The organism is Neorhizobium huautlense, assembly GCF_002968575.1.
Lineage (GTDB): Bacteria > Pseudomonadota > Alphaproteobacteria > Rhizobiales > Rhizobiaceae > Neorhizobium > Neorhizobium huautlense.
This window is the reverse complement of the sequence record NZ_PVBM01000008.1, coordinates 28,608-52,758: the sequence shown is the minus strand read 5'-3', so window position 1 is coordinate 52,758 and position 24,151 is coordinate 28,608. Positions and strand designations below refer to the sequence as shown.

23 protein-coding genes and 2 riboswitches are annotated in these 24,151 nt (G+C 63.0%); of the genes, 7 read left to right on the top strand and 16 right to left on the bottom strand.

Features of this window, described 5'->3' with window-relative positions; translation table 11 throughout:
* Positions 1 to 107 precede the first annotated feature (107 nt).
* A complete protein-coding gene (locus C5L12_RS11130) occupies positions 108 to 1,421 on the bottom strand; it encodes a cobyrinic acid a,c-diamide synthase CobB (RefSeq protein ID WP_105372116.1) in 1,314 nt (437 codons plus the stop codon).
* Positions 1,418 to 2,200 carry a uroporphyrinogen-III C-methyltransferase gene (gene cobA / locus C5L12_RS11125; protein ID WP_105372260.1) on the bottom strand — a complete coding sequence of 261 codons (783 nt, stop codon included), beginning with the start codon at positions 2,198 to 2,200 and terminating at the stop codon, positions 1,418 to 1,420. The genes C5L12_RS11130 and cobA overlap by 4 nt, the downstream gene beginning before the upstream one ends.
* A 52-nt stretch (positions 2,201 to 2,252) precedes the next feature.
* On the opposite strand from cobA, the gene C5L12_RS11120 reads away from it, so the two are divergent.
* Entirely contained in the window at positions 2,253 to 3,362 is a 1,110-nt protein-coding gene (locus tag C5L12_RS11120; protein WP_105372115.1) for a cobalt-precorrin-5B (C(1))-methyltransferase, read from the top strand.
* On the opposite strand, the gene cobM is transcribed toward C5L12_RS11120, so the two are convergent.
* Genes cobM through cbiE form a run of 3 tightly spaced genes read right to left on the bottom strand, consistent with a single transcriptional unit; the run spans position 3,338 to position 5,768 of the window.
* The gene (gene cobM / locus C5L12_RS11115; protein ID WP_105372114.1) at positions 3,338 to 4,135 is read right to left on the bottom strand and encodes a precorrin-4 C(11)-methyltransferase; all 798 of its coding nucleotides are present in this window, start codon (positions 4,133 to 4,135) and stop codon (positions 3,338 to 3,340) included. The two genes, C5L12_RS11120 and cobM, sit on opposite strands and share 25 nt — an antisense overlap.
* Positions 4,132 to 4,548, bottom strand: a complete 417-nt coding sequence (locus tag C5L12_RS11110) for a cobalamin biosynthesis protein (protein WP_105372113.1) — start codon at positions 4,546 to 4,548, stop codon at positions 4,132 to 4,134. The genes cobM and C5L12_RS11110 overlap by 4 nt, the downstream gene beginning before the upstream one ends.
* Positions 4,524 to 5,768, bottom strand: a complete 1,245-nt coding sequence (gene cbiE / locus C5L12_RS11105; RefSeq protein ID WP_105372112.1) for a precorrin-6y C5,15-methyltransferase (decarboxylating) subunit CbiE — start codon at positions 5,766 to 5,768, stop codon at positions 4,524 to 4,526. The genes C5L12_RS11110 and cbiE overlap by 25 nt, the downstream gene beginning before the upstream one ends.
* 1 nt (position 5,769) lies before the next feature.
* Here cbiE and C5L12_RS11100 point away from each other — a divergent pair, with 1 nt between their 5' ends.
* Positions 5,770 to 6,537: a cobalt-precorrin-6A reductase gene (locus C5L12_RS11100; protein ID WP_105372111.1), complete on the top strand. Its 768-nt coding sequence runs from the start codon at positions 5,770 to 5,772 to the stop codon at positions 6,535 to 6,537.
* Here the strand turns inward: C5L12_RS11100 and C5L12_RS11095 are convergent.
* From C5L12_RS11095 to C5L12_RS11065, 7 genes are read right to left on the bottom strand one after another with little or no spacing between them, the layout of a single operon-like run.
* Positions 6,501 to 7,265, bottom strand: a complete 765-nt coding sequence (locus C5L12_RS11095) for a precorrin-3B C(17)-methyltransferase (RefSeq protein WP_105372110.1) — start codon at positions 7,263 to 7,265, stop codon at positions 6,501 to 6,503. The two genes, C5L12_RS11100 and C5L12_RS11095, sit on opposite strands and share 37 nt — an antisense overlap.
* A complete protein-coding gene (locus C5L12_RS11090; protein WP_105372109.1) occupies positions 7,262 to 8,014 on the bottom strand; it encodes a precorrin-2 C(20)-methyltransferase in 753 nt (250 codons plus the stop codon). Before C5L12_RS11090 ends, C5L12_RS11095 begins: the two co-directional genes overlap by 4 nt.
* The gene (locus tag C5L12_RS11085; protein WP_105372108.1) at positions 8,011 to 8,640 is read right to left on the bottom strand and encodes a precorrin-8X methylmutase; all 630 of its coding nucleotides are present in this window, start codon (positions 8,638 to 8,640) and stop codon (positions 8,011 to 8,013) included. Before C5L12_RS11085 ends, C5L12_RS11090 begins: the two co-directional genes overlap by 4 nt.
* Positions 8,637 to 9,950, bottom strand: coding sequence for a precorrin-3B synthase (cobG, locus tag C5L12_RS11080; RefSeq protein ID WP_105372107.1), 1,314 nt, complete (start codon positions 9,948 to 9,950; stop codon positions 8,637 to 8,639). The genes C5L12_RS11085 and cobG overlap by 4 nt, the downstream gene beginning before the upstream one ends.
* Positions 9,947 to 13,237 (bottom strand): cobaltochelatase subunit CobN, encoded by a 3,291-nt coding sequence (gene cobN / locus C5L12_RS11075; RefSeq protein ID WP_105372106.1) that lies wholly within the window; start codon positions 13,235 to 13,237, stop codon positions 9,947 to 9,949. The genes cobG and cobN overlap by 4 nt, the downstream gene beginning before the upstream one ends.
* Positions 13,238 to 13,252: 15 nt before the next feature.
* The gene (gene cobW / locus C5L12_RS11070; RefSeq protein ID WP_105372105.1) at positions 13,253 to 14,290 is read right to left on the bottom strand and encodes a cobalamin biosynthesis protein CobW; all 1,038 of its coding nucleotides are present in this window, start codon (positions 14,288 to 14,290) and stop codon (positions 13,253 to 13,255) included.
* Positions 14,287 to 14,688, bottom strand: coding sequence for a DUF1636 family protein (locus C5L12_RS11065; protein ID WP_157949032.1), 402 nt, complete (start codon positions 14,686 to 14,688; stop codon positions 14,287 to 14,289). The genes cobW and C5L12_RS11065 overlap by 4 nt, the downstream gene beginning before the upstream one ends.
* A 107-nt stretch (positions 14,689 to 14,795) precedes the next feature.
* Positions 14,796 to 14,997, bottom strand: a riboswitch (cobalamin riboswitch).
* A 58-nt stretch (positions 14,998 to 15,055) separates the two neighbouring features.
* Positions 15,056 to 15,248: riboswitch (cobalamin riboswitch) on the top strand.
* A 37-nt stretch (positions 15,249 to 15,285) separates the two neighbouring features.
* On the opposite strand from C5L12_RS11065, the gene C5L12_RS11060 reads away from it, so the two are divergent.
* From C5L12_RS11060 to C5L12_RS11045, 4 genes are read left to right on the top strand one after another with little or no spacing between them, the layout of a single operon-like run.
* Positions 15,286 to 15,462 carry a CbtB domain-containing protein gene (locus C5L12_RS11060; protein ID WP_105372259.1) on the top strand — a complete coding sequence of 59 codons (177 nt, stop codon included), beginning with the start codon at positions 15,286 to 15,288 and terminating at the stop codon, positions 15,460 to 15,462.
* A gap of 13 nt (positions 15,463 to 15,475) precedes the next feature.
* On the top strand, positions 15,476 to 16,231 hold the full coding sequence (locus C5L12_RS11055; RefSeq protein ID WP_105372103.1) for a CbtA family protein: 756 nt from the start codon (positions 15,476 to 15,478) through the stop codon (positions 16,229 to 16,231).
* Positions 16,228 to 16,842 carry a cob(I)yrinic acid a,c-diamide adenosyltransferase gene (gene cobO, locus C5L12_RS11050; RefSeq protein ID WP_105372102.1) on the top strand — a complete coding sequence of 205 codons (615 nt, stop codon included), beginning with the start codon at positions 16,228 to 16,230 and terminating at the stop codon, positions 16,840 to 16,842. The genes C5L12_RS11055 and cobO overlap by 4 nt, the downstream gene beginning before the upstream one ends.
* Before the next feature lie 4 nt (positions 16,843 to 16,846).
* A complete protein-coding gene (locus tag C5L12_RS11045) occupies positions 16,847 to 18,304 on the top strand; it encodes a cobyric acid synthase (protein WP_105372101.1) in 1,458 nt (485 codons plus the stop codon).
* On the opposite strand, the gene cbiB is transcribed toward C5L12_RS11045, so the two are convergent.
* On the bottom strand, positions 18,288 to 19,253 hold the full coding sequence (gene cbiB, locus C5L12_RS11040) for an adenosylcobinamide-phosphate synthase CbiB (RefSeq protein WP_105372100.1): 966 nt from the start codon (positions 19,251 to 19,253) through the stop codon (positions 18,288 to 18,290). The two genes, C5L12_RS11045 and cbiB, sit on opposite strands and share 17 nt — an antisense overlap.
* Here cbiB and cobD point away from each other — a divergent pair.
* A complete protein-coding gene (cobD, locus tag C5L12_RS11035; RefSeq protein WP_105372099.1) occupies positions 19,252 to 20,274 on the top strand; it encodes a threonine-phosphate decarboxylase CobD in 1,023 nt (340 codons plus the stop codon). The two genes, cbiB and cobD, sit on opposite strands and share 2 nt — an antisense overlap.
* Here the strand turns inward: cobD and C5L12_RS11030 are convergent.
* Genes C5L12_RS11030 through C5L12_RS11020 form a run of 3 tightly spaced genes read right to left on the bottom strand, consistent with a single transcriptional unit; the run spans position 20,267 to position 24,150 of the window.
* A complete protein-coding gene (locus tag C5L12_RS11030; protein ID WP_105372098.1) occupies positions 20,267 to 21,265 on the bottom strand; it encodes a P1 family peptidase in 999 nt (332 codons plus the stop codon). The two genes, cobD and C5L12_RS11030, sit on opposite strands and share 8 nt — an antisense overlap.
* Positions 21,266 to 21,269: 4 nt before the next feature.
* Entirely contained in the window at positions 21,270 to 22,811 is a 1,542-nt protein-coding gene (amaB, locus tag C5L12_RS11025; protein WP_105372097.1) for an L-piperidine-6-carboxylate dehydrogenase, read from the bottom strand.
* Positions 22,812 to 22,866: 55 nt separating this feature from the next.
* Complete coding sequence (locus C5L12_RS11020) at positions 22,867 to 24,150, bottom strand: NAD(P)/FAD-dependent oxidoreductase (RefSeq protein WP_105372096.1); 1,284 nt, start codon at positions 24,148 to 24,150, stop codon at positions 22,867 to 22,869.
* Position 24,151 lies beyond the last annotated feature (1 nt).

Here is a 24,151-nt window from a genome sequence, read left to right as displayed (position 1 = left end):
CATGATGCGCTGCATTCCATGCGACATAAAGTGCCACCGATGCGACGGTTTGCGCCGCAGGTCCAGAAATGCCGCGTCTTCGTTTGCACGTGCCCAAGTCGGGAGGGTCAGCTGCGCGCGATGGCGTGAAAGAACGTGCCGCTGACAAGGCCGCGGCGACCGCCCGACGGGCCGATTTCCTTGCCGGTTCCATCGGCAATCGTGGCTAGCGGCTCGTCCGTCCCCGGAGAGACAACGCTGGCGTAATGGAACTCATGGCCGCGGGCGGTTTCGCCGGCCCGACCGATAGGACTGTCGGCACAGAGTTTTGCTTGCCGGTAGCCGAGGTTCATCTTGCGTCTCGCAAAGCTGGTGCGATGCGATAGAAGTCCGGTCATGGCATGGGTCACGCCGTCGGCATCCTCCAGCGTTTCGCCGAGCACCATATAGCCGCCGCACTCGCCGTGAACGGGCTTCGTCTCGGCAAACCGTGTGAGCCCGGCCTTGAAATGGCCGGCGGCGGCCAGTTTTCCGGCATGCAGTTCCGGATAGCCTCCCGGCAACCAGCATATATCGCAGTCGGAGGAAGGCACCTCGTCGGCAAGCGGGGAGAAGGGAACGAGTTCCGCACCGGCTTCGCGCCAACCGCGTATGAGGTGCGGATAAAGGAAGGTGAAGGCCGCGTCGTGGGCCAGTGCTATCCGATGGCCGGGGGGAGGTAGAGCCTTTTCCGGCGCTCCAGGCGGTATGTCGAAAGGCTTGGCCGCAGCGAAGATGGCGTCGAGATCGAGAGACGCTTCCATGGCATCGGCCAGGCGTTCGATATGCGCATCCATTTCCGGATGTTCGTTCGCCTGAACCAGCCCAAGATGCCGCTCGGGCAGGATCAGCGTCGGGTCGCGCAGGATGGTTCCAACGACCGGCAGCCCGATCGCCTCGATCGCCTCGCCGCTCAGTTTCTTGTGGCGCTCGCTGCCGGCGCGGTTCAGGATGCAGGCCGCGATCCGGACTGCGGGATCGTAGTGGGCGAAGCCATAGGCGATGACGGCAGCGGTCTGCGATTGGCCAGACACATCGAGGACCAGCAGGGTCGGCAGTCCGAAGAGCCGGGCCAGATCGGAAGCCGCACCCGAGCGGTTCGGCTCACCAACGATGCCGTCGAACAGGCCCATCGCGCTTTCGATCAGAATGAGTTCCGCGTCCTCGGCTTGTTTTCGCGCCAGATGCCGCAAGAGGTCCGGCGCCATCGCCCAGCTGTCGAGGTTAAGGCCGGGCAGATGGGTCGCGGCCTCATGAAAACCGGGATCGATGTAGTCGGGTCCCGTCTTGATGCCGCGCACCTTTACGCCCCGCCGGGCAAAAGCCCGCAACAGGCCGATCGTGATGCTTGTTTTGCCGGAACCGGAGCGCGGCGCACCGATGATAAGTGCACGGGCCGTCATCGCGTGTTCCCCGGCGTCAGGATTTCCCGCATGGACACGATGCCGCCGATGACAATCAGCGCGGGGGCCGAAAAATTCTGTCGCAGAACCTCTTCTTCCACGGTGCCGAGCGTCGCGACCAGCGTTTTCTCTTCGGTCGTGGTGGCCGACATCACCACCGCCGCCGGCGTATCGGGCGAAAGACCACCCTCCATCAGCAGACGCGTGATATCACCGATCATCTTCAATCCCATATAGATGACAATCGGTTCGCCCAATCGGGCGAGCGCGACCCAATCCAGATCATCTTCCGTGCCTGCCGCGTGCCCCGTCGCAAGGGTGATAGATCGGCTGATCCCCCGCATGGTGGCGGGGATCCGCGCCGATGCGAGGGCCGCCAGTGCGGATGTCATGCCGGGAAGCACTCGGAAGGGAATGCCTGCCTTGACGAGCGCTTCGGCTTCCTCACCGCCGCGGCCGAAAATAAACGGGTCTCCGCCCTTCAGCCTCAGAACGCGCTTGCCTGCCTGCGCCAGTTCGATCAGGGAGGAGGTTATGTTCTCCTGTGTTGCGGAAGGTTTGCCGCCGCGTTTGCCGGCGAAAAGCAATTCCGCCTGCCTGCCAAGCGCAAGCACATCTTGCGAAACGAGCGCATCGTAGACGATGCAATCTGCCTTGGAGAGCGCGTCCGCCACTTCCAGCGTCAAATAGCGGGGGTGGCCCGGGCCCGCGCCAGCCAGCCAGACATGGCCTGGTTCGAAGTCCGGAGCTGCGACAATCTTCTCGATACTTTCATTCATAGGCGGACCTTTGGCCGGTGACGCATGACGCCGGTCGATATATAGAAACGGCATGGAAGAGGATGGCAAGAACCTGCGCCGTGGCTGGACCACGGGAACCTGTGCGGCGGCGGCGAGCAAGGCTGCCTGCCTTGCCCTTCTTTCCGGCAGATTTCCCGACATGGTGGAGGTGACGCTGCCTGGGGGGCAGCGCCCGAGCTTCGCCCTGGCAATGGAAGAGCGGGGAGAGGGGCTCGCCAAAGCCGGCATCATCAAAGACGCGGGCGACGATCCGGACGTCACCCACGGTGCCCTGATCATAAGCACCGTCCGCCATGGCGCTCCCGGCAGCGGTATCATTTTCAAGGCCGGCCGAGGTGTGGGAACGGTGACGCGTCCCGGCCTGCCGCTGCCGCCGGGCGAGCCGTCCATCAATCCCGTGCCGCGCAAGATGATCACGCAGGCGATTTCCGAGGTGGCGGGTGGCGAAGTGGATTTCGAGGTCGAGATCTCCTGTGCCGATGGCGAGAAGATTGCGGAGAAGACGCTGAACGGCCGGCTCGGCATCATGGGCGGCATCTCGATCCTCGGTACAACCGGGATCGTCATTCCCTTTTCCTGTTCGTCCTGGATCCATTCCATCTGGCGCGGGATCGACGTGGCGCGAGCGGCCGGTCTCGATCATGTGGCCGGCGCGACCGGCAATACGTCCGAAAAGGCCGTTCAGGCCCATCACGGCCTGCCGGAGATTGCTTTGATTGACATGGGCGATTTCGTCGGCGGAATGCTCAAATATCTGCGTGACCACCCGGTGCCGAAGGTCACCATTGCCGGCGGCGTCGCCAAGATGACAAAGCTCGCCCAAGGCATGCTCGACGTGCATTCGAAACGCGGCCTCGCCGATCTCGAAGCCCTGGCGAAAGTCGCTGCCGATGCCGGGGCCGATGCCAGGATCGTCGCTGAGCTTGCGTCGGCCAATACCGTGGCACATGCTTTTTCGCTTGCCACCGAAAGCGGTCTTCCTTTGGGGAACCGCATTGCTGCGCTTGCCTGGAATACCGCGGCTAACGTCCTCCGCAATCCCGAAATCGCGCTGGAAATCCTGGTCTTCGATCGGGAGGGCCAGCTGGTCGGCCAGACCCAGTTTACACCGTCCGATCATTCGGAACCCTTGCCCGTCTGATCATTGCCCGACTCGAGCCAGCCAGGCCGAAAGCGACGAACATAGTCTGCCTTGTAAAGTCGGCTTTCGGCGAATTCGGTCGCTCCCAATGCCTTGCCGATAAAGATCAAGGCCGTGCGTTCTGCAGGTTCGGCGGCGAGCTTGGCTTCGATGTCGGCAAGCGTCCCGCGGATGATCCGCTCTTCCGGCCAGGAGGCCCGCACTACGATCGCCACCGGGCAGTCGGGTCCGTAGAGAGGCGTCAGCTCCGCGACGACCCTGTCGAGGGCATGGACGGCGAGATGGATAGCCAGCGTTGCACCGGTGGCGCCAAACGCTGCCAATGTCTCGCCTGCGGGCATTTTCGAGGCACGGCCAGAGACCCGGGTCAGCACAAGGCTCTGCGCGACCTCCGGGATCGTCAACTCGCGCTTGAGCGCTGCTGCTGCTGCCGCGAAGGATGGCACACCCGGGGTTAGCGTGTAGTCTATGCCGTGTTTTTCCAGACGGCGGATCTGTTCGGCAACTGCGCTCCAGACGGAAAGATCACCGGAATGCAGCCGTGCCACGTCCTTGCCCGCCTTATGGGCGGCGACATATTCCGCTTCTATCTCATCCAGCGAAAGCGAACCCGTATCGACTACCCGCGCCTCCTTCGGGCAATAGTCCAGCAGTTCCTTCGGCATTATGGAACCGGCATACAGACACACGGGTGATCGCGCCAGGATATCGCGGCCGCGTACGGTGATGAGGTCCGCGGCACCTGGTCCGGCGCCGATGAAATGTACCGTCATGCCTTTTCCTTCGTTGCCGCCAGCGCACAGGTAGCGCCATTGGCGATCAGCCGCGGGACGAGGATCTCCGATCGATCGCCGGCGACGGCCAGGGCGGCCGCTTCGGAGAGGCTGGAGGCAAGCGTCTTTGCTAAGCTATGGCGGGATACCGTTCCGGTGCGTGGTTCGGCCTGCAGCAGTGCGTCGTCGTTCACGATATGCAACGGCAAGCGCAATGTCTCCGCAAGCTCGAGGATGCCGGGCTCCTCGCGCTTGATCTCGCCGGTTGCCAATGCGGCGATGGATTCACGTGAAATCCTCGCCGCTGCGCACGCAGCGTCCAATGCCGACAGAATGTCCTCGGCGGTGCTGCCTTTACGGCAACCCAATCCCGCTACGATCATCGCTCTTACCCCTGCTTTATCCATATCCATTGCGTCACCGGCATCGCCGGTTTCCACCCGTGCATTGCCCCGATCTGCGCCACCCGCGAAACTTCCATCCGTATAAGATTGCCGCCGAGGCGCGCATGGATGCCGAGAAGAACGGCTTCCATTTCAAGCGTTACGGCATTGGCGACGAGCCGCCCTCCCGGCTTCAGGGACCCGATAGCTGCGTCGAGCACGCCGGATTCACTGCCGCCACCGCCGACAAAGACTGCATCGGGCGCAGGCAGGCCGTTCAGGGCATCCGGCGCTTTCCCTTCAACAACGTGCAAGCCGGGTACGCCAAAGGCGGATGCGTTTCTTCCGATCCGTGCCGCTCGCTCTTCATCCGCCTCGATCGCGATTGCCCTCATCGAAGGATCGGCCAGCAACCATTCAATGCCGATCGAGCCTGAGCCGGCGCCGATGTCCCAGAGAAGTTCGCCGCGTCGTGGCGCCAGGGCTGAGAGCGTCAGAGCCCTGATCTCGCGCTTGGTGATCTGGCCGTCATGCTCAAACAGAGCATCGTCCAGGCCAAAGGCGCGCGGCAGGATGCGAGCGCCCGCTTCCGCCGCTACCTCCACTGCTGTGACATTGAGAACGTTGATATCCTGCCATGCAAATTCATTTGCGCGGGCCGATCGAACACGCTCCGTCTCCCCACCGAGCGCTTCAAGGACAGTCATCCGGGAGCGACCGAAACCGGCCTTCGTCAGCAGTGCGGCCAGCTCTGCCGGTCCCTTCTCGTCCGATGTCAGCGCAATGATTCGACGACCGGGGTGCAGAAGCGGCCGGATAAGATCGAGCGGGCGTCCGTGCAGGGATACTGTTTCGATCTCCTGCAGCGGCCAGCCAAGTCGAGAGGCTGCGAGAGAAAACGCCGAAGGCGCCGGGTAAGTCACAAACTCCTCTACCGGAACATGACGCGACAGGGTGGCGCCGACGCCGAAGAGGAAGGGATCGCCAGAGGCAAGAACACAGACTTTTTGGCCCCGAAGCGTCACAACGTCGAGCATGGCGGCATCAAAAGGGGTAGGCCACGGGCGTGCCTCGCCTGATATCGCGGCGGCTGCCAATTCCAGATGCCGCCTTCCGCCGAAAACGACGGACGCGGAAGAAACCGCGGCGCGGGCGTCTTCGCCGAGACCTTTCAAGCCTTCTTCGCCGATGCCGACGATGGACAGCCAGCGGCTTTGGTTTAAAGCTCTTTCTGCTGATTCAGGAGGCATCTTGTTACACTTCATCCTCATTCTCGGCGGCACGGCGGAGGCCAGAAAACTGGCCGAGAGGCTTGCCGGCGATACGCGCTTCATCACGACGTTGTCGCTTGCCGGCCGCACGCGCGCACCGGCCGAGCAGCCCGTTCCCGTTCGAGTGGGCGGTTTCGGCGGGGCCGAGGGCCTGGCCGCCTACATCCGGGAAAACGGCGTCACCATCCTCATCGACGCCACCCATCCCTACGCCGCGCAAATTTCGCGAAATGCGGCCGAGGCCGCCCGGCTTACGAATATACCGCTCATCGCGCTGCGGCGGCCTGCCTGGACGCGAGATGCCGGTGACCGCTGGATCGAGGTCGACAGCATCGCAGGCGCCGTCGGGGCGCTGGGTGAGACGCCCCGCAAGGTGTTCCTTACTCTCGGCCGGCAGGAATTGTTGCCATTCGAAACCGCGCCGCAGCACCACTATCTGATCCGCAGCGTCGATCCGGTGGAGCCGCCGCTCGATGTGCCCGATGCGATTTACCTCACGTCGCGCGGTCCTTTTGCGGAGGCCGACGAGGCGCTGCTGCTTGCAGAGCACGGGATCGAGGTGATTGTCGCAAAGAACAGCGGCGGACCGTCGAGCTACGGCAAGATCGCAGCCGCCGGAAAACTCGGTATCGAGGTGATCATGGTCCGCCGCCCGGTCCTGCCGGACGTGCCGTCCGTCGAGACGATCGAGGATATGCTTGCCTGGCTCGATCATGCCCCGGCACCTTTGAAAAAACGGGGCGAGTAGACGAGCGGGCGCAGCCCGTCCCGTTCAATCAACTTCGTTTCTGCGGTCCCGACGATCACGCAGGTGGCCATGTCGGCCATTCCGCTTTCGGCCTGTGACAGTGGCACGATCCGGATTGCTTCGTCCGGGCGACCGGCGGCGCGTCCGAAAATAACCGGCACTTCGCCGGGCAAATGGCGGCGAAGAAGCACAAATGCGTCTCCGAGTTGGTGCGGCCGTGCCTTGCTGACGGGGTTATAGAAGGCCATGACGAAGCCCGCTTCCGCTGCTGCGATCAGGCGTTTCTCGATCACATCCCAGGGCTTCAGGTTATTGGAAAGCGAGATGGCGCAGAAATCGTGACCGAGCGGTGCCCCGGCCTTGGCGGCGACCGCCAGCATGGCGGTTATGCCGGGCACCACCGAAAATTCGATGTCGCGCCATTCGGCCGGTCCTTCGTCGATCGCCTCGCAGACTGCGGCCGCCATGGCAAAAACACCCGGGTCGCCGCCGGAAACGACGCAGACCTTCCCGCCTTTCGCCGCCATTTCGAGGGCGGCGCGTGCACGGGCAAGTTCTGCCCGGTTGTCGGACGCGTGCCGTCGTTGGTCGGCCCGAAGGTCGAGGCGATCGATATAGGGAAAATATCCGAAAAAATCCTCTGCATCGGCAACGGCCGCAAGCGCCTCCGGGGTCACCTGATCTGGATTTCCCGGGCCGAGGCCCACGACGATTAATCTTCCGCTCATCGGTCCGCTCCCGGTCGCGTCTTCCAGCCGGGTACGAGGACGATGGAAAAATAGGGGGCAGGGCTCTGGTCGCGATCTTCAAGTTTCTGAGCCGCGCCGTTCGACATGGTGCCGCGCTCGACGTAAAGCGCGCCTGACAGCTTGCCGACCGATGCCAGTGCCCGGCGGATCTTCGGAAGGTTGCGCCCGACCTTCATGATCACCGCGCCGTCCGTGTCCTTCAGTCTCTCAACCAGTTTGTCTTCCGGCAAGGTGCCGGGCAGCACACTCAAAATATCATCGCCCTGGACAAGCGGCAGGCCAGTCATCGACCAGCAGCCGGACATGGCCGTGACGCCGGCGATCACCTCCGCCTGATATCGGCCGCTGAGCCGTACATGCAGGTGCATGTAGGAACCGTAAAATAGCGGATCCCCTTCGCTCAGCACGGCAACGTTCTTGCCAGCGTCGAGATGCGCGGCGATCTCTTCCGCCGAGCGATCGAAGAAATCTGCGATGGGGCCGCGGTAGTCCGCCTCGTCCTTGTTCGTTTCGACTGTGACCGGGTAAACCAGCGGCAGCTCCAATGTACCGGAGCGGATATGGGCCTCAACGATGGCACGACCGTTGCCTGTGCTGCCCTTTTTGCAAAAGAAGGCAATTACATCTGCTTCGTTGATGGCGCGGACCGCTTTCAGCGTCAGGAGTTCCGGATCGCCTGGCCCGGTGCCGACGCCGGTCAGTCTGCCCTTGAGGATCGCCGCGTTCAAAGTCCTGCCCTCGCGAGAGCGTTGACGCAGGCCGCCGTCATTGCCGAGCCGCCCATGCGGCCCCGCACCACAGCAAAAGGAATGCCGAGCGTCGATTCCATCAACGCTTCCTTGGATTCTGCAGCGCCCACGAAACCGACGGGCATGCCGATAATCGCAGCGGGACGCGGCGCCCCGGCATCCAGCATTTCGAGCAGGCGGAAAAGCGCGGTCGGCGCGTTGCCGATCGCCACCAATGCGCCATCCATCTCGTCCCATAAATCGAGGGCCGCGGCAGAACGGGTATTGCCGATCGTTTTAGCCAGCTCGATCGTCCGGCTGTCGCGGAGCGTGCAGATCACCTCATTATGCGCGGGCAGACGGGCTCGGGTGATGCCGTGCGCCACCATTTCCGCATCACAGTAAATCGGCTTGCCCGCGTGCAGCGCCCCACGCGCCCGGGTGACGAAGTCCTTTGAAAAGCGGAAATGACCGGTCGCCTCCACAAGCCCGCAGGCGTGGATCATGCGCACCGCAATCTCTGCCTGATCGGGGGAAAACGACGAAAGGTCGGCCTCTTCGCGGATGATCGCAAAGGACTTTTCATAGATGGCGTCGCCTTCGCGGATGTAATCGTAACTGTTCATGGTCGTCCTGATATGGCAGCTGCGGCGAGCCGATCGGCCCCGAGCCGGGCTAGGCAAGCGGCGGAATTTTCCCCGGCACGCTTTTCCGATCTGACGAGATCGGCAAGGCGGCGAAGCGTGGCTTTGGTATCGGCAATTGCAATGCCGGCAAAGGGTAAATCGGTTGCTTTGCCCTGGGCGATCAATGAAAGGCCTGCAAAGGTGCCGCAAAGGGCAAGTGCCGCCGGTTCCGGGTGGGCGCAGCCTTTCGGGCAACCCGAGATGTGCAGCTTGAATGATCCATCCAGCAGGTCGGAGCAGCCACGTGCCGTTTCTTCAGCCACATCGCGAGTGGCGATACTAGCCGACCGGCAGGCGGGACTGCCGGGGCAGGCGGCTATGTGAGCGCGCGGATCGGCGGCCGACGTGATGAAGCCGTTTTCGGCAGCGAATACTGCGAGGGCTTCGCATGCCGGGCGCGGGCCGAAAAACAGCAGGGAATGATCCAGAGCCGGCTTCAGGAATCGGACCCCGAGCCGCTCGGCTTCTACACAAAGCGCAATTACATCCTCGGCTTTCGATTGGGCAAAGGCAGGTCCGATCCCCACAGCATGGAGGCTGTCGGCCAGCACAAACAGGTCGAATGGAGAGGTGGTCGGGAGCTCGCCGTTGTCCCGCAGGAGGTTCGCCGCCAAATCTCGTCCTCGGGCTGCGTTCCCCATGGAAGTAAGTTTTCCAAGCAGATCGAGCGTCGCTGAAACAGCCTCGGCTTCGTCGAGCGTGGCCAAGACGCCAGCGGATGCTTCCGAACCGCCGAGGAGGAGCTTCCAGCCGATATCATCGCCCATCTTCACCGCCACCAGGCGAATATCGGCCAGAAGATGGGAAAGCCGTAGCCGGCCGTGCCCATCCACAACGACCGACATTTTGGGGGCGAGGCCCGCGATATCGCGTGCGCCTCGCCGAATAGCGTCCGCAATCGGGCGCGGATCGGTGATCTCGCTATCATCCAAGCCGGCAAGGGGTGGCGTTTCCACCGCCAGTCCCTCGCGCAGCGGCAGGTTCAAGGCCCGCACGTCTGCGTCGAGCAAAGGTGCGGATGTCTCACTCAGCCCCCGGATTTGCAAGTTACCGCGGGCGGAAATATCCAGAATGCCGTTGCCATGAATGCGGGCAAGCCGGCAGAGATCGACCAGTTGCAGAGGCGATATCGCATCGGTCAGCGCTACACGGGCCAGCAAACCGTCGCCGGTCATCATCGGCGCGGAAAGCGCAGGGCAGGCACCGCGCCGCATGTGCAAAGTCGTGGGGTGGAGCGAGGGAGCTGTCATGCCACCTCCCTTGCGAGCATTTCGAGCTCCGCGTCCACGGCGTTGCGGCGCGGATGCCAAAGGCCCCGGCGAAGCGCAGAGCGAAACCGCTCGCCCATGTGGCGCAAGCCCTCCGGGTTTTGGCTGATCAGGAAATCACGAACCTTTTCATCCCCGATATAGGCGTCATAAGTTGCTTCTATCAGCGACTGCGGGATGGCATGGGTCGTTTCCGCAAAACCAATCAGCCGGTCCACAGTCTCCACCAATTCGGCCGCGCCCCGGGGGCCGTGCCGCATCTGGCCGGCGATGAACCGCGGGTTGACGGCGCGGGCACGGACCACGCGGGTCACGGCTTCGGAAATCGAACGGGCTTTCGGCTTCTGCGGGTCCGTCGTGTCGAGGGCTATAATGTCCGCCTTGCCGCCGAGCGCGGCGACCGCCGCGGAGAAGCCGCCGATGAAGGCGACATCGGCGGAACCGTCAAGCAGGTCGCGGCCAGGATCGTCGCCGGTGTGAACCAGGAGGTCCGCCGATCCCACTTGTTCGGCAAACTTTCCAGGCATCTGAAATGCATCACCCTCTGCGCCGCCGAAAGCGTGGCTGGTGGCATCGAGATAGATGCGTCCGAGCTCCTCGCGTTCAGTCCAGGCGCCGTCGGCAAGCTTTTCCTCGATGCCGGAACCATAAGTGCCGGGCGCCGAACCGAATATGCGCGGCGGCACCCGGCCAAGTTTCCGGGCCTCTTCGGCGAGCGGATTGTCGCCGGGCGCTTCTTCACGTGCGGCGATTGCCCGCATGGCGGCGTCGAGCAAAGCGATCAGCGCCGGGAACATGTCACGAAAGAGCCCGGAAATCCTGAGCGTCACGTCGATGCGCGGGCGACCGAGTATCGCCGGCGGCAAAACTTCGATGCCGGTTACGCGGCCGGTCGCTGTGTCCTGCACCGGCTTTGCGCCCATCAGGGCGAGCACCTGTGCCACTTCCTCGCCGCCGCTTCTGAGCGATGCGCTGCCCCAGAGATCGAAGACGAGGCTTTTCGGCCAATCGCCATGATCCTGAAGATAGCGTCTCAGGATTTCTTCGGCGGCGCGTTTGCCAAGCTCGAAGGCGGTCGGTGTGGGTAGCGTGCGGGGATCGCTGGCGAAAAGGTTGCGCCCGGTCGGCATCACATCAAGGCGGCCGCGCGCCGGGGCGCCGGATGGGCCGGGGCGGATGTGTGTTCCGTCCAGCGCATCGAGCAAGGCCTGGCGTTCGGCCGCGGCGCTCCGTATCCGCAACAGATCGTCATCGCCACGTGCGACCTGCCCGAACACGTGCTGTCCATCCTTGATCGCAAAATCCTTGAGATCGCAAAGAAAAGCATCGATCCGGGTAAGGGCCGTGTCGGGATCGTCGTCGCGGGAAACGCCAGCCTCCGAAGCTAATCCCGTCTCGCGGGCGGTCTCGACGATCAGCTTTGCCAGCCGGTCGCGACGCCGCCGGTCCAAACCGTCCGCCTGCGCATATTCGTCGACGAGCAGTTCGAGCTTCTTCTGCTCGTCGGAAAGCCCGGCGCCGGTCAGCACCGGGGGCAGATGACCGACGGTGACCGCGGAAATCCGCCGTTTGGCCACTGCCGCCTCGCCGGGATTGGAAACGATGAAAGGATAGATGATCGGCAGGCTGCCGGTTACAAGTTCGGGAAAACAATCTTTCGACAGCGCCACGGTTTTGCCCGGCAGCCATTCCAGGGTGCCATGCGCGCCGACATGGACGACGGCGTGGGCGCCGATCTCGTCCCGCATCCAATGGCCGAAGGCAATCAGCGCATGGCGGGGCGGAAGCTCGGGGTCGTGATAATCCGCGCGGCGATCTTTATTGCGCCCGCGGTCCGGCGCGAGTGCCACGGTAATGTTGCCGAAATGCGCGGCGCGGAAGCGGTAGGCCCCGTCTTCCACATCCTCATCCGTTTCAGGCAAACCCCAGGCGGCTTCGGAGGCGGTTGGCGAGCGGTAGGCGGTAAGCGGATAGGCGCCGGATTTCCCGACCAGCCGGTTCAGCAGGTCCCGCGCCGTCTCCGGAATGCCAGAGACATAGTAGCCGGCTAGGGAGAGCCGGTGCAGCATCGACAGCACGCTTTGCGGCACGTCTAGGCCGACGGCATACCCCGTTCGCCCCGGCGCGCTCGGGTAGTCCGGCAGCAGGATGACGATCTTGCGTCCCGTCCGGGCCGTCATTTTCAGGCGCAGAAAGGCGGAAATGCGATCGGCCACCTGTTCGACCCGATCCGGTTCCGGCTGGTTCACAAGATTTGCGGAATTGTCGCCGGCCTTGAAGGAGATTGCCCCGGCGAGGATGCGGCCGTCCAGTTCAGGCAAGACGACATGCATCGCGAGGTCCGCCGGGTTCAGGCCGCGCCGGCCTTCTGCCCAGCCCTCGCGCCGGGTCGTGGCGATCACCACCTGGAAGACTGGAACGCCGGCACGGTCAAACAGCGTCTCGCCCTGCTCGTCGGCGCTGCTGGCGAAGGCTGTGGTTGCGATGATCGCGGCCGGCTGTTGTTCCGCTATTGCCCGTTCCACGAAAGCCACCGCATCTGCGTCCTTCAAGCTGCTGACGAAGATCGGCATCGGCGCAAAACCACGCGCAGCCAACGCCGCGAACAGCGCGTCGATCGGTGCCGCATCATCGGCAAGCAGCATGGAGCGGTAGAAAAGGATCGGCAGGCGCGGCGAGCCTGTCGCGACATCAGCGAGCAATTCGCTCGCCTCGACGATACCTTGCCCCGGTTTGTAAAACCCAGCCTTCGGCACGGGTGCCGCTTGCGTCAGCGCCTCGGTATCGCCGGTTGCAAGCGCAGCCAGCCGTCGCGCCAGAAGCCGCATGTTCTCCGGTCCGCCCTCGCGAAAACAGGCGAGGATGCCGGCAAGCGTCTCTTCTGAAACCGTCGAGGCCGCGGCCAACCGGTCGTCGCGGATGCTGCATTCGCCCGGCAGCAACGCCAGCGCGATCTTATTGCGTCGCGCAAGCCGGGAAAGCTCTTCCACCCCATAGGCCCAACGGTCATAGCCGCCGAGGATGCGCACGAGAATGAGGCGGGCATGCGTTGCCGTCCTCTCTATCCATAGATCGACGGACATCGGGTGCCGAAGATCGGAAAGATTGGCCAGCCGCAAGCTTGGCCGACCTTCGCGCCAGGCGGCAGCGATGCCATTCAGGTCGCTCCCGGAAAAGGACAGCACCACCACATCGGCCGGCGACTGGTTAAGGTCGACCGGTTCGATCAGGTCGTCGAGCGACGACGATGTGGTGGCGAGGATATGCATCCTTTTCTTCAGCCTCTATGCGGCCAGCATTCTTTCGATCGCTTCGCGGTCGATTCCCTTTTCACCGATCACCACGAGGCGGCTCTGTCGCGTTTCGCCGGGTGCCCAAGCGCGATCGAAATAGTGGTTCACGCGCGATCCTACCGCCTGGACCTGTAGGCGCATCGGCTTATCCGCGACTTCCACGAAGCCTTTTATGCGCAGAACGTTTTCCGCTTCCGCCGTCGCGGAGATGCGCGCCGCAAGTCCGTCGGCATCGGAAATGGCCGGCAGATCGACCACGAAACTGTCGAAATCATCGTGGTCGTGATCAAGCTCGTCGTCGTGATGGGTCTTGCGGTTTTCGATGTCGTCCTCCACGGCAAGGCCGAGGCCGATCAGCACGACCGGGTCGATCGCGCCATTAGCCGCGTTTACGATCTTTACGGCCCGCGGCAGATGCGCGGAGACGCGGTCCCTTGCGGCGGCAAGCCCGACCGAGTCCAAAAGGTCCGTCTTGGTCAGCACGATCATGTCGGCGCAGGCCACCTGGTCTTCGAAGACCTCCTCGACCGGATCGTCGTGGTCGATCGAGCCATCCGCCTGGCGCTGAGCCTCGAGCGCTTCGTGATCGTCGGCCACCCGGCCTTCGGCGAGTGCGAGGCCGTCCACCACTGCAATCACGCCATCCACGGTCACCCGAGCTTTGACGTCCGGCCACTGGAAGGCCTGGACGAGGGGCTTCGGCAGAGCGAGGCCGGAGGTTTCGATGAGGATATGATCGACGCGCGGCTCGCGGGAAAGAATCTGGTCGATCGCCGGCACGAAGTCGTCTGCCACCGTGCAGCAGATGCAGCCGTTGGCAAGCTCGATGATGTTGTCTTCAGGGCAGGTCTCAATACCGCAGCCCTTCAGCACCTCTCCGTCGATGCCGACATCGCCGAATTCGTTGACGATGATCGCCAACCGCTTGCCATCCAGCTTTTCGATCAGGTTGCGGATCAGCGTGGTCTTGCCGGCGCCGAGGAATCCGGTAACGACGGTGCAGGGAATGCGGTCGAAATTGACGCTCATGAAGGCATGTCCTCGTGATGATGAAAGGGTGGGATGCGGGCCGTCATGCCCTTGCCGCGCAGGCAGGCGGGACGGCCACGAAGGGGAAGGAAGCCACGCTCGTCTTCTGCCAGCATCATTGCGCCGGCGACGATATCGTCGACGTTCTCCAACGTCAGGTGACCGAAGACATAGGACCAGCCGGACCGATGGTTGAAGGCGGCACTCGGGCTTTTTTCGCAATTGGCAAGGCAGGTCACCGGCTTGACTGCCAGCGGCTTGCCGGCGCTAGCTTCCTTCAGCGCAGCGATCATTTTCAGGCCCGGCCGGATATCCGGATCTGCTTCGTCACGGCAGTTCGTGCAGACGAAGATTGTCACGCCGATGTCGTCGGGAAGGTCTTTTCGCTCGTCGCTCATCATTCAGCCGCGTTACCGCCGGGTTCAAACAATCGGGGTGCGGAGCAGAAAAGCAAAGCTCGTCTGCCATGAATGACACGGCTTCCTCCGGAGCACCCCGCCCGGCGAAGCTTACAAATCCAACGGCAGGTCTCCTGGCTCGCGGGTCGCCGCCATTTGCCTGCCTTCCCGGATTATCCAGTGGCTCGGTGGCAATGGCTCGCCGCCTACAGTTGCGGGGGCAGCCGCGGCATTGAGCATAAAGCTCGCACCGCATTCTCTCTTAGCCCCTCCCGTTGCCAGAAAAGGACCGTTCCTTTCAACTACGCCCGGTCGCGAGGCCATGTCAATGCGTCGCAAAGGCGATTGCGACGCTTGCGAATTCGTCTATAGTGGCCAAGCCTATGGTGCCCGAAAGGGTTTGAGGGAATGCGGTGTGACGGATTTTCGTCAAACCCGCGGCTGCCCCCGCAACTGTAAGCGGAAAGTCTTCGTCCATGAAGCCACTGGAAAATCCGGGAAGGCGGGCGTCAGGCGTTCGATCCGCGAGCCAGGAGACCTGCCGAGGCTGAAGACGAACTGGAACGGCCCTCGGGTGGAGGGCGAAAGGACGATACGATGGTTACGAATTCCGCTTCGATGGCAACGAGCGTTTCTGCTTCGAAGATTATTCCGCTTAGCATGACGGCCCTGCTTGGCTTGTTCATCGTCGGCTTCGTCGGCTTCTCCCACATGGAAGTCGTTCACAATGCCGCCCACGATTCGCGCCATTCCTTCGCTTTCCCCTGTCACTGAGGGAAATCTTTCCATGTCATTGTTTCGTAACATCGTCTTCACGGCGGTGATCGCCGGGCTATTTTCCGGATTGCTGCTCACGATCATGCAGAGCCTTTCCACCGTGCCGCTGATCCTTCAGGCCGAGGTATTCGAAAATGCCGGCGGTGGGGCAGGCCATAGCCACGATGTTCCGGCAGCGGGAGCAACTAGTCCTGCCGACCACCACCCTGACGAAGAGGTCTGGGCTCCAGCCGATGGCCTCGAACGCTTCATTTATACTGCCGCTGCCAATGCATTGTCGGCAATTGGTTTCGGGCTCGTTCTGGTCGCGGCTTCAGAGGCTCTGGGCGGCTTCAGGGGTTGGCGCGGCGGCCTGATGTTCGGCATTGCCGGCTTCCTCGCCGTCAGTCTCGCGCCCGGTCTCGGCCTGCCGCCGGAATTGCCGGGCATGCCCGCTGCGGAACTTGGGCCTCGACAAATCTGGTGGATATCCACCGCCGTCTGCACTGCGGCTGCGCTTGGTCTTCTGGCTTACACGCGCTCGGCGATTTTTGCTGCCCTGGCGATCGCCCTGCTGATTGCTCCCCACCTGATCGGCGCGCCGCTGCCGCCGTCTCACGAGACGGTCGTGCCGGTCGAATTGCACGCTCGCTTCGTCAACGCGGTTTTTGCCACGAATCTGGTGTTCTGGGCCCTGCTTGGGGCAGCTTGCGGCATGCTTCGCGAGCGTTTTGGCGCAGGCGAGGAGGCTTCTGCCGCATCTGCGGCAAAGCTCGCTTCACGGTGAAACAGGTCGACGAAAGCATAGCCGAGCGCCATCGCGCCAAGATGGCGAACCGCAAGGCGGTTCAGGACAAGGAAGTCGCGGAGAAGACCCTGGAAAAGGGCCTTCTCATCGTTCACACCGGCCCGGGTAAAGGCAAGTCCACCGCCGCTTTCGGGCTGGCGCTGCGCATGCTTGGCAACAACCGCCGAGTTGGCGTGGTGCAGTTCATCAAGGGCGCTTGGTCGACGGGCGAGCAGCCGGCGCTGGCGGTCTTCGGTGATCGCGTTGTCTGGCACACGATGGGCGAAGGCTTTACTTGGGAGACCCAGGACCTGAAACGCGATATCGCCGCCGCCGAAAAGGCTTGGGAAAAGGCGCTCGAGCTCATGGCTGACGAGACGATGGGCCTGATTATCCTGGACGAACTCAATATCGCGCTGCGCTACGATTACCTCGATCTCGACAAGGTCATTGCGGCGCTGCAGTCGCGACCGCCGGACCTGCATGTGGTCGTCACCGGCCGAAATGCCAAACCAGCATTGATCGAGGCAGCCGACATGGTGACCGAGATGACGCTGGTGAAGCATCATTTCAAGGCGGGCGTAAAGGCTCAGGCCGGCATCGAGTTCTAGGCGCATGGTTGCTCGATCACTGATGTTTCAGGGAACGGGTTCGGACGTCGGCAAGTCGTTGGTCGTGGCGGGCCTTGCCCGCGCCTTCACGCTCCGAGGTCTGAAGGTTCTGCCGTTCAAACCGCAGAACATGTCGAACAATGCGGCGGTAACAGCCGACGGTGGTGAAATCGGCCGGGCGCAGGCATTGCAGGCCCGTGCCGCCAAGGCGCCGCTCAGCGTCCACATGAATCCTGTCTTGCTGAAGCCGCAGAGCGAAGTTGGCGCGCAAGTGGTGGTGCAAGGCAGGGTCGAGGGCAATGCCAAGGCGGCCGAATACCAGGATCTGAAGCCGAAGCTGATGCCGCGCGTGCTGGAAAGTTTCGAGCGTCTCCGAAATCAGGCGGATCTCGTGCTGGTCGAGGGCGCCGGCAGCGCCTCGGAAATCAATCTGCGCCAGAACGATATTGCCAATATGGGCTTTGCCCGGGCAGCCGACGTGCCGGTGGTGCTGATCGGCGATATCGACCGCGGCGGCGTGATCGCCAGCTTGGCCGGTACGAAGCTTGTGCTCGAACCTGAAGACGCGGCGATGATCCACGGCTTTATCGTCAACCGCTTTCGCGGCGATCCAACGCTGTTTGCCGACGGCATGCGGATGATTGCGGAACTGACAAACTGGAGGTCGATTGGCCTTCTCCCGCACTTTGCCGATGCAGTCCGCCTGCCGGCGGAGGACGCGCTCGGTCTCGCCGGCTCCTATACCCGGAAGGCGGGGGCGAAGATCCGCATCGCCGTGCCGATCCTGCCTCACATATCGAACTTCGACGATCTCGATCCGCTGGACGCCGAACCGGATGTGGAAATCGTCCGCGTCCGGCCCGGCGAGGTCATTCCGGTGGATTGCGATCTCGTGCTGCTGGTCGGCTCCAAGGCAACGATATCCGATCTGGAGGCGCTAAAGGCGGCTGGTTTCGATATCGATATCGCCGCGCATGTGAGACGCGGCGGACGTGTGCTGGGCCTCTGCGGTGGTTATCAGATGTTGGGCAGTCGGATTTCTGATCCCGAGGGTATAGAAGGTCCGCCGGGGGCGGTTGATGGACTTGGTTTGCTCGATATCGAAACAGTGCTGACCGGCGACAAGCGGCTGGAAGCAGTTTCCGGCAGCAGTTTCGACGGAATATCATTAGTCGGCTATGAAATGCACGTGGGCCGGACGACCGGGCCGGATTGTGCGCAGCCGTTTTCGGTTGTCGGCGGCAAGGCCGACGGGGCGCTGTCTCGCGACGGACGAATCTGCGGCACCTATCTGCATGGCCTGTTTGCCGATGACCGGCAGCGCTCTGCCTGGCTTGAGCGGCTGGGTGGCGGGGCGTCCGGACTGAACTACGAAGCAGGTGTGGACGAAGTGCTCGACCGCCTTGCTGCCCATATGGAAAAGCATCTCGATCTTGACGGATTGCTCAGACTTGCCAGATGATCCACGCCAGGACGCCGAAAAGGCTGATCAGCAAACCGTCCGCGACCCGGGCCAGTTTCAGCGCGCGAACGATGTCCTCATGGGTAAGTTCCGTACGTCCGCCGGTGCCCATGAAACGCGCCTCGATCATCTGGCCGCCATAACTCCGCGGCCCTGCGAGCGCTATCCCAAGCGCTCCGGCCATCGCCGCCTCAGGCCAGCCGGCATTCGGGGACCGGTGATGGCGGGCGTCCCGGAAGATAGCCTTCATCGCGTCTTTCGGCGAAGCATTGGGGATGAAGAATGCGGCAACGACGAAAAGCAGCGCACTCAGGCGCGAAGCGGGCAGGTTGATCACGTCGTCGAAGCGCGCCGCGGCCCAACCGAATGCCTCGTGCCGTGGAGAGCGGTGGCCGATCATGCTGTCGGCGGTATTGGCGGCCTTGTAGGCCGCGCCGCCGGCCAAACCGCCGATGCCCATCCAGAATGCCGGCGCCACGACGCCGTCGGAAAAATTCTCCGCCAGGCTCTCGATTGCCGCGCGGCAGACGGCGGCTTCGTCGAGTTTTTCCGGATCTCGCCCCACGATCATGGAAACGGTCTTTCGCCCTGCTTCCAGTCCGCCGGACCTGAGCGCAGTGGCGACGGCCGCGACATGCTGTTCGAGACTTTTCTGGGCGGGCAGGCTTGCGGCAACAAGCGCAAGCAGGATCGGCCCGAAGGGCAGAAAGAGAAGAAAGTTTTCAAGCGCGAATGCGGCGGCGGTCGTCGCCGCGAGCAGCGCCATCAGGGCAAGAATACCCCTACGCCTGCGACTGGCGAAATCATCCTCTTCCCGGTTCCAGTTCGTATCGAGGCGCGATATCAGCCAGCCGATCCAGGTGACCGGATGGCCGATGCGACGAAACAGCCAGTCCGGGTAACCGAAGATCCGCTCGATGATCAGGGCAAAAAATGCGAGAAGGAACATGCCGGTGATAAGGCCTGAGGTTGGCGATCCGATACAGCACGGCGGCGATCTTGCTCAGGCGCGAGCGTCGTTTCCCGATGCGCCCGAACCGTGGATCGATCTTTCCACCGGTATCAATCCGCATTCCTATCCGCATTCTCCCATTCCGGGCAATGCCTTGGCGCGACTGCCGGAGCCGTATTTGGCTGAACGGCTGAAGATACTGGCAGCGCGGGCATACGGAGCACCTTCTGCGATGCATGTTGCCGCTGGGCCGGGAACCCAGATCCTTCTGCCTGTCATAGCCGGCCTTGCTGCGGGCTGGGGCGGAGGCAAGGCGGTGGTCCTCTCTCCTACCTATGCGGAACATGCTCGCGCCGCGCGGCTTGCAGGCCTTGAGGTGACCGAGACGGAGGATATGGAACGGCTGGCGGATGGCCGTCTGGCGATCATCGTCAATCCGAACAATCCCACCGGCCGGATTGTCCAGCGCGGCGATCTTTTGACTCTTGCGGCCGTGATGCGTGCCAAGCGCGGCCTTCTTGTCGTCGACGAGGCCTTTATGGATGTCTCTGAAGCGGAGAGCGTCGCGGGCGCAGTCGATGCAGGAGGCTTGGTCGTCCTGCGTTCCTTCGGCAAATTCTATGGCATGGCGGGGCTTCGGTTAGGCTTTGCCATCTCGCATCCCGAGACCGTCGTGAAAGTCGAGAACCGCCTCGGCCCCTGGGCGGTCTCCGGTCCGGCGCTGCACATTGCCGGGGAAGCGCTTGCCGATGCCGACTGGCAGAAGGCGATGCGGGAAAGATTGAAGGCGGATGCGGCGCGGCTCGATGCCGTGCTCGCAGAAGCGGGCATTTCCGTCGCGGGCGGCACGTCGCTTTTCCGTTTCATCCGCGGCACGCGGGCGCAGGCGATTTTTCATCGTCTCGGCGAGCGCGCGATCATCACCCGACGGTTTGCGGAGCGCCCGGAGGACCTCAGAATCGGCCTGCCCGCTGCGGAAGATTGGCCACGCGTGGAGCAAGCGCTGCGAACTATCTAACCAGGGAGCCGAAGCTGTCGCGCCAGGCGGGCTGCGCATCCGGCACCGGTAACGCGGTTGCTTCGTAGACTCCGCGCGCCACTGCGCGCGCCGTTACCAGCGTCGCCAGATGGCAGATCTCCAGAAAATCTCCTGGGTCATTCAGCGACTTGGCGCCGGTCGCTGCAGAAAAGATCGTATCGCCATCACCCGGCAGATGAGCCGGCAGGACGGCCCGGGCAAGCCCGTCATGCGCCATGATCGAGAGGCGGTGAGCCTCCGCCTTGCTCAGCGCCGCGTCGGTCACCACAACACCGATTGTCGTCGCAATCCTGTTACGACCCTTCATGCGCAGCCGATTGTCGAAGTTCTGCGGCAAGCCCAGCCCGCCGTATTCGCCATTCTCCTCGAATGGAGCGGCCCAGAAATGCGGACCACCGCCTACCGTCGCGGAACCCATCGCGTTGACCGCCATCAGTGCCGCAACGGTATGGCCGGCTGAAGTTCTGGCACTCGCTGATCCGATTCCGCCCTTGAAGGTAGCGGTGGTGGCGCCCGTTCCTGCGCCGACGGTGCCAAGGGCGAAGGCACCCTTTGCCGCAGCCTCGAAAGCCTCGTAACCCATGCCGCGATAAGGCGAGTGCAGGCCCCAGTCCTTGTTGCCGCCGTTCAGGAGGTCCATCAGAATCGCCTGCGGCACGATCGGCACCCGGGCTGGGCCGACCTCAAAACCACGACCGATCTTGCGGAGGCCCGCCTGGACGCCCCCTGCGGCATCGAGCCCGAAGGCCGAACCGCCGGAGAGCACAAAGGCATCGATCGCCTGCACCGTCATGGATGGATCGAGCAGCGCAGTATCCCGCCCGCCCGGCGCGCCGCCGAGCACCGAGCCGGAAGCGACTGCCGGTTCGTCGAAAACGATTACCGTCACGCCCGAACCCAGCACATGATCCGTAGCGTGGCCCACAGCCACGCCCTCGATGTCGGTGAGCAGGTTCAGCGGCTGAGACATCCGATCAGATGACGTCGAACTTGACGCCCTGCGCCAATGGCAATGTGCGGCCGTAGTTCAGCGTATTGGTGGCGCGGCGCATATAGGCCTTCCAGGCATCCGAACCGGATTCGCGACCGCCGCCGGTTTCCTTCTCTCCGCCGAATGCCCCGCCGATCTCGGCACCCGAGGGACCGATATTGACATTGGCGATGCCGCAATCGGAGCCGTGCACGGATACGAAAGTTTCGGCCTCGCGCATGTCGTTGGTGAAGATCGAGGAGGAAAGGCCCTGCGGCACGTCATTGTGCAGCGAGAGCGCCTCATCGAGGCTCGAATACTTCATCACGTAAAGGATCGGAGCAAAAGTCTCTTCCTTCACCGGACCTGCCTGAGCAGGCATTTCCACGATTGCCGGGCGCACATAGTAGGCATCGGCCGAGCTTTCGGCATGGACGCGTTCGCCTCCGACCACTTTCCCGCCAGCGGCCTTAGCGGCCTCGAGCGCCTTCTGCATCTTGTCGAAAGCAGCCCGGTCGATCAGGGGGCCGACGAGGTTGCCGTTTTCCAGCGGATTTCCGATGGTGACCGACTGATAGGCTTTGACCAGCCGTGGTACCAGCGTGTCGTAGACGCTGTCATGGACGAACAGGCGGCGAAGCGTGGTGCAGCGTTGTCCGGCCGTTCCCATGGCAGCGAAAGCAACGCCCCGCAGCGTCAGGTCGAGATCCGCGGTCGGCGTCACGATGGCCGCGTTGTTGCCGCCGAGTTCCAGAATGGAACGGGCGAAGCGCTGCGCCAGGCGCGGCCCGACGGCGCGGCCCATGGCCGTCGATCCGGTCGCCGAAACCAGCGGCACCTGCTCGTGATCGACCAGGATCTCGCCGATCTCGCGCCCGCCGATCAGCAGCGTGGAGAGGTTCTTCGGTGCCGTATTGCCTTCTGCAACATAGCGGGCCAGCGCCTTTTCGAAGATCGCCTGGGTTGCAAGCGCAGTCAGCGGAGTCTTTTCCGAAGGTTTCCAGACGGTCGAATTGCCGCAGACGATGGCGAGGGCCGCATTCCAGGACCAGACGGCGACCGGGAAATTGAACGCTGAGATGATGCCGATAGCCCCGAGTGGATGCCAGGTTTCCATCATGCGGTGATCGGCGCGTTCGGTGGCAATCGTGAGACCGTAGAGCTGGCGGGAGAGCCCGACCGCGAAGTCGCAGATGTCGATCATTTCCTGCACTTCGCCAAGGCCTTCCGAGGTGATCTTGCCGACTTCCACCGACACCAGTCGGCCGAGCGCCGATTTGGCCGCACGCAGCTCCTCGCCGAGCAGCCGGATCAGCTCGCCTCGCTTTGGAGCAGGCACGGCCCGCCATTCCAGGAAGGCGGCATGGGCGGCTTCGATCGCCTTTCCGGCCTCCTCAGCCGATATCTCCGGCAGCTTGCCGATCTCGGCGCCAGTGATCGGCGAGCGCACGACAAGCGTGCCGCCGGTATAGCTTTCGGCTTTTACGCCAAGATCGCTCAGAATGCTTTTCACCTCGGCGGCGAGATCAAGAGTGGCAAGGGTCATATCGGTCTCCGGAATTCAATGTCGGTCAATCTACAAATCGGCGATGGTTTGACAATCAGAACCGTTCGCCGGCGAAGTGGGCAATCTGTGCGCCTGCTTCATAATAGGCTTCCTTGAGAGAGCGGAAGCCTGGCTCAGTCGTATCGGTCAGCGGCAGCGGCAGTTCGGTTTCTGAAATCTCGCCTAGCACATGCGCGGCGAGCACTTTTCCGAATGTCGTTCCGGGGGAAATGCCGCGGCCGTTATAGCCGGAAAAGCCGACGGTGTTGCGGCCGAACTTGTGGAAGCGCGGCAGCGCATTGTCGGTCATGCCGATAAGGCCGTACCATTCGGCTTCGAATTCCACCTCGCCGAGTTGTGGGAAGATACGTTTCAACGAACGTCGCGCCCAGGCCTTGTGGATGGCGGTACCGGTGCCGCGCAAAGCCCCGACCGAACCAAAGATCAGGCGCCCCGCTTGATCCATGCGGAAGGAAGAGAGTATTTCCTTGGTGTCCCAGCAGCCTTCGCGACCGGGGACGATCGAGTGGCGGAGGTTGTCGCCGAGGGGTTTGGTGGCGAGGTTGAAATAGGGCAGATGGACCTGTTCGCGGCGAACCTGTTCCCAAGGGCCGGTACTGTAGGCATCCGTGGCGACGATAATCCAGTCAGCCGTAACTTGTCCGTGAGCAGTCCTGATGAACTTCTTGCCATTCACTTCGCCGGTTTCGATCGCTGCGCTGCCTGTATGAAGTTTCGCGCCTGCCCTGACGGCGGCATGGGCCAATCCGCGGGCATAGGCAAGCGGCTGCAGCGTACCGGCGCGCATATCGAGCAGCGAACCTGAATAGGCCTTGCTGCCCGTGCGCCGTTCGGTTTCCATGGCGTCCAGCAAAGTGACCGGGGCGCCGCGTTTCTGCCATTGGCGGGCGCGCTCCTCGAGTTCCTTCATGCCATCGGCGCCAACCGCGCAATGCAGCGTACCGTTCTTCTCCAGCTCGCATGCAATGCCGTGGGTCTCGATCAAGTCGCGGACGAGATAGGGGCCGTGTCCAAGAAGATCGAGGGCCCGTTCGCCGTAGAGCGGGCCGAGTTCCTTCGTAAAATCGTCAGGCATGACCCACATGCCGGCATTGATCAGGCCGACATTGCGACCCGCGCCGCCGAAGCCGATCCCTGCAGCCTCCAACAGCCTCACATCGACGCCCTTCTGGGCGAGATGCAGTGCGGCCGACAGACCGGTATAACCTCCCCCGACAATCGCCACGTCCGCGCTAACGAATTCTTCCAGCCGCGGCGTCAGGGGAGGAGCGGGAGCGGTCTTTTCCCAGAGGCCGTGAGAGCGGGGATCGTTCAACATG